The sequence below is a fragment of the Streptomyces sp. NPDC032161 genome (genome assembly GCF_040636995.1).
Classification (GTDB): Bacteria; Actinomycetota; Actinomycetes; order Streptomycetales; family Streptomycetaceae; genus Streptomyces.
Genome location: NZ_JBEZVN010000073.1, coordinates 1 through 9,581 on the forward strand (window position 1 = coordinate 1; position 9,581 = coordinate 9,581).

The 9,581-nt window shown below is 74.9% G+C and carries 2 protein-coding genes; both read right to left on the reverse strand.

What is annotated here, in order from left to right; genetic code table 11:
- Positions 1–5,840 (reverse strand): amino acid adenylation domain-containing protein (locus AB0E67_RS35605; protein WP_362034885.1); only part of this gene is annotated, 5,840 nt, incomplete at its 3' end.
- A 60-nt stretch (positions 5,841–5,900) separates the two neighbouring features.
- Positions 5,901–9,581, reverse strand: a 3,681-nt coding sequence (locus tag AB0E67_RS35610) for an amino acid adenylation domain-containing protein (RefSeq protein ID WP_362034887.1), incomplete at its 5' end; no start/stop codon positions are given.

A 9,581-nucleotide genomic window follows, 5' to 3' on the forward strand; every position in this document is an offset into this window, starting at 1 on the left:
TCCACCGCCGTCCGCTCCCGACCCGTCCACGCACGCAGCACCCGCGCCAGACAGGTCAGCAGGACATCGTCGATCCTGGTCCGGTAGACGGGCGGGACGGTGTGCAGCAGGGCCTCGGTCTCGTCGGTGTCGAGCGCGACGGTCACGGTCCGCTGGTGGGCGACGGTGTCGGCGCCGTCGGGCAGGTCCGCGGGCAGCGGGCCGGTGTGGGCGCCGTCGAGGACGCCCTCCCAGTAGGAACGCTGGTCGTCGAAGCCGCCGTCGCGGGTGTGTGCGGCGAGGCGGTCGGCCCATTGGCGTACGGAGGTGGTCTTGGGGCCGAGGTCGGCGGGGTGTCCGTCGCTGATCCGGGTGTGCGCGGTGGCGAGGTCGTCGAGGAGGATGCGCCAGGAGACGCCGTCCATGACGAGGTGGTGGACGACGACGAGGATCCGGGTGACCTCGCGGTCGGGTCCTTCGCCTCGTACGGCGGCGAGGATCCGTACCAGTGGCCCGTGGTCGAGGTCGAGTTCGCGCTGGGCGCGGTGGGTGAGGTCGGCCCAGGCGGTGTCGCCGGCCGGCCCCTCGGGGAGCGGGTGGACGGTGTGGACGGCGTCGATGTCGACGGTCGGCTCGATGCGGCCGTGGCGGACGCCGTCCGTGCCGAGGGGGAAGACGGACCGCAGGGCGTCGTGCTGGTCGAGGACCGCGGCGACGGCGGCGCGCAGGGCGTCCGGGCGGGTGCCGGGCGCGGGGGTCAGCTCCATCGCCATGTTGAAGTGGTGCGGAGCCACGGGATGCGTGGTGAAGAACCACTCGCGGATGGGGGTGGTGGGGAAATCGCCCCGCAGCGTGCCCTGTTCGGCGCGCACGGTCGGCGTGCTCCGGCTGTCCGCGGCGTCGGCGTGTGCGGCGAGGGCGGCGACGGTCTGGTGGGCGAAGATGTCGCGGGAGGTCAGGTCGAGTCCGGCCTGGCGGGCGCGGGTGACGACCTGGATGCTGAGGATGGAGTCGCCGCCGAGGGCGAAGAAGTTGTCCTCCACGCCGATGTCCGCCAGGTCGAGGACGTCTGTCCAGATCTCGCAGAGCGTCCGTTCGGTGTCCGTGCGCGGGGCGACGTGCCGGGCCGCGCCGTCGGATTCCGGTGCGGGCAGGGCCTTGCGGTCGGTCTTGCCGCTGGAGTTGAGCGGCATCCGGTCGAGCGCGACGAAGGCCGACGGCACCATGTACGCGGGGAGTTCGGCGGCGGCGTGCCCGCGCAGGGCGTCGGCGTCCGGACGGGCGCCGGGGCGGGCCGGGGTCACATAGGCGACGATCCGCGGGTGGCCGGGGCGGTCCTCGCGTACCACGGCGGCGGTCTGTGCGACGGACGGGTGGCGGGCGAGCACGGCCTCGATCTCGCCTAGTTCGATGCGCAGACCGCGGATCTTGACCTGGTCGTCGGCCCGTCCCTGGTAGGCGAGTTGGCCGTCGGTGTGCCAGCTGGCGAGGTCGCCGGTGCGGTAGAGCCGGCCGCCCGTTCCCGCCGGGTCGGCGACGAAGCGCTCCGCGGTGAGACCGGCCCGGTCGTGGTAGCCGCGGGCGAGACCCGGGCCGGACACGTACAGCTCTCCCACGACCCCGACGGGTACGGGGCGGAGCCAGGGGTCGAGGACGGCGACGTGCGCGTCGGCGACGGGTTCGCCGATCGGCGGGGCGCCCGCGCCGGGGTTCAGTTCGCGGCTCATCGAGGCGGCGATGGTCACCTCGGTCGGGCCGTACGCGTTCACCATGGTCCGGCCGGGGGCCCAGCGGGCCACGAGGTCCGGGCCGCAGGCCTCGCCGCCGGTGGAGACAACCCTCAGGTCGGGGAGGTCGCCGGGCGGCATGGTGCCGAGCACGGTCGGCGGGATCAGGGTGTGGCTGATGCGGCGCTCGGCGAAGAAGCGGTGGAGCGCCTCGCCGACGAGGGGGCCGTGGCCGTCGGGGACGACCAGGGTGCCGCCGCCTCCGAAGGCCATGAGGAGTTCCATCACGGAGGCGTCGAACCCGGCCGAGGCGAGCTGGACGACGCGGGCGGTCGGGTCGGTGCGCAGGCGTGCGGAGGCCGCGGCGGCGAAACCTGCGATGCCGCGGTGGGTGACGACGACGCCCTTGGGGCGGCCGGTGGAGCCCGAGGTGTAGATCATGTACGCGGCGGCGTCCAGGGGGATGCTCACGTCGGGCGTGGTGGCCGACCGGGCGGCGGTCTCACGCCGGACCCTGGGGTCGTCCAGGTCGAGGACGGGCAGGCCGAGGACGGCCGGGGTCGGTGGCTGCGCGCCGGACGGGTCGCCGGCGCGGATCACGAGCCGGGCGCCGCAGTCCCGCAGGACGTGGTCGAGGCGCTGCGCGGGCCACTCCGGGTCGACGGGTACGTAGACGCCGCCCGCCCTGACCACGGCGAGGAGGCTGACCAGCCAGTCGGCCGAGCGGGGCTGGAGGACGGCGACGCGGGTCTCGCGGCCCACGCCCCGGGCGCGCAGCAGGTGGGCGAGCCGGGCGGAGGCGGCGTCCAGCTCGGCGTAGGTGAGGGTGGTGTCGCCGTGCTCGACGGCGGGCGTGTCGGGGGCCGCGGCGGTACGGGCGGCGAACAGGGCGGGCAGGGTCAGCGACGGGGTTCCGGCGCCGACGGCGGAGCGTCCCCACTCCTCGACGATGCGGTTGCGTTCGTCGTGCGTGAGGTGGCCGATGGCGGCGGTGGGGCGCTCCGGGTAGGCGGTGAGCTCCTGGGCGAGATCCACCCATTGACGGCCCAGGCGCCGCATCGTGACGGCGTCGAACAGGTCGGTGCTGTACTCGAGTTCGACGTCGAGTCCGCCGTCGTGCGCCGAGAATTCGAGGGTGAGGTCGAAGCGGGCGGAGGCGCGCGGAACGGGGACGCGTGCGGCGGGCAGTCCGGCGAAGTCGTCGAGGCCGTCGGCGTCGCCGAAGGCGTTCTGCAGGACGAGCGCGGCCTGCACGAGCGGGGTGCGGCTGGGGTCCCGCTCGGGCGCGAGCGCCTCGACGAGCCGGTCGAACGGCACGTCCTGGTGGGCGAAGGCGTCCAGGACCATGCCGCGGGTGCGGTCGAGCAGGTGGCGGAAGGAGCCGGTCTCGTCGATGTCGCCGCGCAGCACGAGTGTGTTGACGAAGAACCCCACGAGGTCCGCGGTGTCCTGGTGGTCGCGGCCGGAGGTGACGGTGCCGAGGGCGATGTCGCGGCGTCCGCTGTGGCGGGCGAACAGCAGCTGGGTCACGGCGGTCAGCGCCATGAAGAGGCTGGCCCGCTGCTGCCGGGCGAGGGCGGTCAGGCGCTCGGTGAGGGCGGCGGGCACGTGGAAGGTGTGCAGCGCTCCGGCCGCGGTGCGCACGGCGGGGCGCGGCCGGTCGGTGGGGAGGTCGAGCACGGGCAGGTCGGCGAGGCGGGTGCGCCAGTGGCCGAGCTGGGCGTCCAGGGCGTCGCCCTCGGTGCGGGCGCGCTGCCAGGCGGCGTAGTCGGCGTACTGGACGGGGAGTTCGGGCAGGGCGGCGGGGGCCGTGCCGTCGCGGCGGGCCGCGTACAGGGCGCCCAGGTCGCGCACGAGAACGCCGACGGACCAGCCGTCGGTGACGATGTGGTGCTGGGTGAGCAGGACGACGTGCTCGCCGGGCCGGAGCGCGACGGCGAGCACGCGCAGCAGCGGGCCGGTGCGCAGGTCGAACGGGACGGACTGCTCGGCGAGGAGGACCCGGTCGAGAGCCGCGTCGGCGTCGGTTTCCGTGGCGAGGTCCACCGTCCTTACGGGGACGGCGAGTTCGGGCCGCACGACCTGGACGGGCCGGCCGTCGTGGTTCTCGAAGACGGTGCGGAGGGTCTCGTGCCGTGCGACGAGGTCGCCGACGGCGGCGCGCAGCGCGTCGAGATCCAGTGCCCCGCTGATCCGCAGGGCGGCGGCGGTGTTGTACTCGACACTGTCGGGGGCGAACTCGTGCAGGAACCAGAGGCGTTGCTGGGCGGGTGCGAGCGGCAGCGGCCCGGTCCGGTCGGTCCGCGCGGGGATGCGGTCCGGTTCGTCGCGTGCCCCGTCCGGGTCGCTCTCCACGAGCGCGGCGAGCGCGGCCGGTGTCGGGTGGTCGAAGAGCTCGCGCCAGGTGAGCGCCGCGCCCAGCTCGGCACGGATGCGGGTGACGACCTGGAGGGCGAGCACGGAGTCGCCGCCGAGGTCGAGGAATTCGTCGTCGGCCCCGACCCGCGTCGCGCCGAGGGCATCGGCCCAGATCGCGCACACGGCGGTCTCGGCAGGTGTCCGGGGGGCGGTGTAGGGACGGTCGGAGTCCTCCTCGGGGGCGGGCAGGGCGCGCCGGTCGAGCTTGCCGTTGGCGGTGAGCGGCAGCGCGTCGAGGACGACGTACGCGGACGGGGTCATCGCCTCGGGCAGTTCGGCGGCGGCGTGCGCGCGGACGTCCGCCAGGGACGGGCGGTCGCCGTCGTGGCCGACGAGGTAGGCGACGAGCCGCTTGAGGCCCGGCCGGTCCTCGCGGGCGACGACGACGGCGCTGCGCACGGCCGGGTGGCCGGCGAGGACGGCCTCGATCTCGCCGGGCTCGATGCGCAGGCCGCGGATCTTCACCTGGTCGTCGGCGCGTCCGCCGAACTCCAGGTCGCCGTCGGGCCGTCGGCGCACGATGTCGCCGGTGCGGTAGAGCCGGTCGCCGGGCCGCTCGGCGTACGGGTCGGCGACGAACCGCCCGGCGGTGAGGCCGGTGCGCCGGTGGTAGCCGCGGGCGAGCGGGCCGCCGAGGTACAGCTCGCCCCACTCGCCGTCGGCGACGGGGCGCAGTCGGGCGTCGAGGACGTGGGCGCGGGCGCCGTCGATGGGCAGGCCGATGGGGTGCGGGCCGGTGCGGTCGGCGGGCAGCGGGGCGGAGAGCGTGGTGCAGACGGTGGCCTCGGTGGGGCCGTAGGCGTTGATGACGCGGCGTCCGCCGGTGGCCCAGCGGGCAACGGTGTCGTCGGGGCAGGCCTCGCCGCCGACGACGACGGTGCGCAGCGCGGGCAGGTCGGCGGCGGGCAGGGTGCCCAGGACGACGGGCGGCAGCATGACGTGGGTGACGCTGCGGTCGGCGAGGAGCCTCAGCAGTTCGTCACCGAGCGGCTGGCCGGGGGCGAGGACGAGGGTGGCCCCGGCGGTGAGGGTCATCACCATGTCGGCCATGGCCACGTCGAAGCTGGGCGAGACGAACTGGAGGACCTTGTCGCCGGACCGCAGGTCGAGCGCGGCGGTGTGCGCGGCGGCGAGGCCGGGGAGTCCGGCGTGCGGGACGACGACGCCCTTGGGGCGGCCGGTGGAACCGGAGGTGTAGATCATGTACGCGGCGCCGGAGGCGGCGCCGTGGCCGGCCGCGGGGGCGGCGGCCGGACCGGTGCGCAGCTCGGCCCCGACGTGGTCGAGGTCGATCACGCGGGAACCGGCCTCGGTCCCCGCGACGGCGGCCTCGCCCCCGAGACCGCCGCGGGTGACGAGGAGCCTCGGGGCGGCGTCCTCGATCATGTACGCGATGCGGTCGGCGGGGTAGCCGGGGTCGACCGGCACGTACACACCGCCGGCCCGCAGCACGGCGAGCAGCGAGACGACCAGTTCCGGGGAGCGGTCCAGGCAGACGGCGATCCGGTCCTCGGCCCGCGCCCCGGACCGGCGGAGCAGGTGCGCCAGCCGGCCCGCCCGCTCGTTCAGCTCCCGGTAGCTCAGGGCGGTGTCGCCGTGCTCGACCGCGATGCCGTCCGGGGTGCGGGCGGCCCAGTGGGCGACCGCCTCCAGGACGGTGGCGCCCGCCGCCGGTACCGTTTCGGACTTCCAGTTCGGCGTGGACGCCGTGTTCATGAAACCCCCTCGGGTCGTGCTGGTGAATGCGCGTGCGTGCGGGTCGGTGGCGGGCGCGGCTCAGCCCCGCATCGACTCTTCGAGCTCCTGGAGGATGCGTTCCTCCACCGCGTCCGCGAGTGCGGCCACGGTCGGGGCGTCGTGGACGGCCCGGACGGTGAGGGACACACCGAACCGGGTCCGGATCCGGGCGGTGACCTGGAGGGTGAGGATCGAGTTGCCGCCCAGGGCGAAGAAGTCGTCCTCGGCGCCGACCCGTTCGAGGCCCAGCACCTCCTGCCAGATGGCGGCGACGGCCTCCTCGCCGGGGGTGCGGGGGGCGACGTACTCGGTCCCGGTCTGTACCGCGTCCGGGTCGGGCACCGGCAGGGCGCGACGGTCGACCTTGCCGTTGGCGTTGAGCGGCAGCGCGTCGAGGGCGACGAACGCGGCCGGGACCATGTACGCCGGCACCAGGGCCTTGAGGTGGGCGCGCAGTTCGGCCGGGACGAAGGCGTGGCCGTCGTGGAGGACGGTGTACGCGACGAGCTGGGGCGCGGCACCGTGGTCCTGGCGTGCCATGACGACGGCGCGGGAGACGGCCGGGTGCTTGCGCAGGGCCGCCTCGATCTCGCCGGGTTCGATGCGGAAGCCGCGGATCTTCGTCTGTTCGTCGGCGCGCCCGGCGAACTCGATGTCGCCGCCGGGCAGATGTCGGGCCCGGTCACCGGTGCGGTAGAGCCGGTCGCCCGGCCGGTCCCCGTACGGGTCGGCGACGAACCGCTCGGCGGTCAGCGTGGGCCGGCCCAGGTAGCCGCGACCGACGCTCGGTCCGCCGAGGTACAGCTCGCCGGTGACGCCGACGGGCGCGGGCCGCAGCGTCTCGTCGAGGACGTACATGCGGATGCCCGGGTTGGGGCGGCCGATGGGGACGCTCGGGGTGTCGGGCAGGGTGTCGGCGTGCACCGGGTACAGGCACGACTCGACGGTCGCCTCGGTCACCCCGTACGTGTTGAGGACGGTCGTCGTCGCCGTGTCGGCGCGGTCCAGGAGGCGGCGGCAGTCGTCGGTGCGCCACAGGTCCGCGCCGACCGCGAGGACCCTCAGCGGCGGCAGTTCCTCGCCGCGCCGGGCGGCCTCGTCGGCGAGCGCGGTGGCGAGGGCGGGCACCGTGTCGAGGTGGGTGACGCCCGCGGAGCGCACGAGGTCGAGCAGGCGGCCCGGGTCGGTGACGGTGTCGGCCGGGGCGAGGACGAGCGCGCCGCCGTGGCACAGCGCGTGCACGAGGTCGGAGACGAACACGTCGAACGACATGCTGGCGACGTTGAGCTGACGCACCGGCCGCCCGTCGGTGAACCCGTAGGCGGCGTCCCACGAAGCGGCCCCGTGGCTGACGCTGCGGTGCTCGATCTGGACGCCCTTGGGCCGCCCGGTGGAACCGGACGTGTAGATGACGTACGCCAGGTCCCGGGGCCGCACCCGTGTGGGGGGAACGGTGTCGGGGTGGCGGGCCACGGCGCGGCTCAGCGGTTCGGCGTCCAGCGCCAGGACCGGCGCGTCGACCGTCGGCAGCGCCGGGGCGAGCGAGGCCCGGGTGAGGACCATCCGGGCGTCGCTGTCGTCCAGCACGTACGCGAGCCGTTCGGCGGGGTGGGCCGGGTCGAGTGGCACGTAGGCGCTGCCGGACTTCAGGACGGCGAGGAGGGCGACGACCATCTCGGTGCCGCGCTCCAGGCAGATCGCGACGACGGCCCCGGGCCCGGCGCCGCGGGCGACGAGTTCGTGCGCGAGCCGGTTGGCGCGGGTGTCGAGCTCGACGTACGACAGGATGTCGTCGCCGCACACCACGGCGTCGGCGTCCGGGGTTCGGCGGGCCTGCGCGGCGATCAGTTCGTGCAGGCAGGTCCCGTCCTCGTACGGAATGGTCCCGCCGCTCCAGCCGCCGGGCTCGACGAGCCGGGCGCGCTCCTCGTCGGGCAGCATGGACAGTTCGGCCGGGCGTACGGTCGGGTCCTCGGCCATGGCCCGCAGCAGCGCCCGGAGTTGGGCGGACAGGCGGGTGACCCGGTCACGGCCGAACAGGGCGGGGTCGTACGAGAGGTGCAGGGCGAGCCGTTCCGCGTCGGCGTACGCGGTCAGGTCCAGCGGATAGCTGGTGGTGTCGACGGCGGTGACGTCGGTGACGCGCAGCCCGTGCGCGGCGGCGGCCTCCTCGTTGCCCGGGTAGTTCTCGAAGACGACGATGCTTTCGAACAGTTCGTTGCCTTGCGGGAGTTCGGTCGCGCATTCGCGGATTCCGCGCAGCGAGAGGTGCTCGAAGCGGTGGGCCTCCACCTGCTCGGCCTGGAGTCCGCGCAGCCAGTCGACGACGCTGCCGGACCCACCGGTGTCGGTGCGCACCGGCAGGGTGTTGAGGAAGTTGCCGACGGTCGACTCGATGCCCGGCAGGTCGGCGTGGCGTCCGGAGACGGTCGCACCGAAGCACACGTCGGTCTCTCCGGCGTAACGGGCGAGCAGCAGCGCCCAGGCGCCCTGGACGACCGTGTTGAGGGTGAGTCCGTGCTCCCGCGCCATGCGCGACACGGCGGCCGCGTCGGCGGGGGCGAGTTCGGCCCGCACCCGCTCGGCTGCGTGCGCGCGGTGTCCGGGGGCCGGTGTCCGGTCGACCGGCAGCGGGGTGGGCGCGCGGAACCCGTCGAGGACCCGCCGCCAGTGCTCCTCGGCGGCCCGCGGGTCCTGGCGCTCCAGCCAGGCGACGTAGTCGGCGAACGGCGGCCCGGCCGCGACCGGGGCGCGTTCGCCGCACGTCAGCGCCGTGTACTGCGCGAAGACGTCCGCGAATATCCGAGAGGTGCTCCAGCCGTCGAGGACGACGTGGTGGAACGTCCACACGACGCGGACGGCACCGGGCCGTTCCGGCACGAGCGCGATCCGCATCAGGGGCCCGTCGGCGAGGTCGATTCCGGTGGCCAGTTCGGCCGCCGCGACGGCGACGGGGTCCGCACCGGCCGGCTCGTGGCGAACGGCGAGCACGGCCCGTCGGCGCACGACCTGGAGCGGCCGCGGCACGTCCTCCCACACGAGGTGGGTGCGCAGCGCGGGAGTGGCGTCCACGACCCGCTGCCACGCCTCGGCCAGGGCCTGCGGGTCTCCGGCACCCTCCAGCACGAACGACACCTGGTCGAGGTAGACGGCCGGGTCGGCGAGCGTGTGGAACAGCATGCCGCTCTGCAACGGAGTGAGGGGATAGACGTCCTCCACGTCCTGCGCCTGCCGCCCGGCCCCGACGACGGCGTCCACGGCTGCCTGGTCCAGCCGGGCGAGCGGGAAGTCGGAGGGCGAACGCCCGCCTGCCTCGGACCGGACGCAGTGCCGCACGAAGCCGCTGATCTGCGCGGCGAGGTCGTGTGCGAGGCGTTCGACGGTGGCCGCGCGGTGCCGCTCGGTCGAGTACGTCCAGGTGAACGTCAGCCGTTCGTCCATGACGACACCGATCACGTCCAGTTCGTGGGCACGCCGCTCGTCGGGGTGGTGGTCCCCTCCGACGGGCGGGAGCATCCGCCCGAGAAGACCGTCGGCGGACGGGGCTCCGCCGGGCCCGGCCGTGGCGTCGAACCGGCCGTGGAAGTTGAAGCTGATGCGGGGTGCGGGGTGGTCGGTGAAGGGCGTGTCGGGGGCGAGGTGGCGCAGCGCGCCGTAGCCGATGCCCCGGTCGGGGACGGCCCGCAGTTGTTCCTTGACGGCCTTGACCGCGGCCCCGAA